General features: G+C 65.6%; 1 protein-coding gene. It reads right to left on the reverse strand.

All coding sequences use genetic code 11. The features are described from left to right. Positions 1-209: putative Ig domain-containing protein (locus ASG38_RS17650; protein ID WP_162239668.1), on the reverse strand; the 209-nt coding region annotated here is incomplete at both ends.

Consider the following 209-nt stretch of genomic DNA (forward strand, 5'->3'; position numbering starts at 1 on the left):
CCGCGAAGCTGCCGCTGCCGCCAAGGCTGCACGTTGCAGTGTTCCCGTCCAGCTCGTAGGTGATCTGGTAGGTCCCGGGGGTGCTCTGCGAAACGGAAATCTCTCCCGTGGCCGTATTGATGGACAGTCCGGCAGGCGCGCCGAAGCGCCCTCCTGGGGTGAAGCCTGCCGCTAGGTCCGGCAACAGGTTCGCTTCGTTCTGGCAGACC

This window comes from Flavobacterium sp. Leaf359 (assembly GCF_001423985.1).
In the GTDB taxonomy this organism is placed as follows: domain Bacteria; phylum Bacteroidota; class Bacteroidia; order Flavobacteriales; family Flavobacteriaceae; genus Flavobacterium; species Flavobacterium lindanitolerans.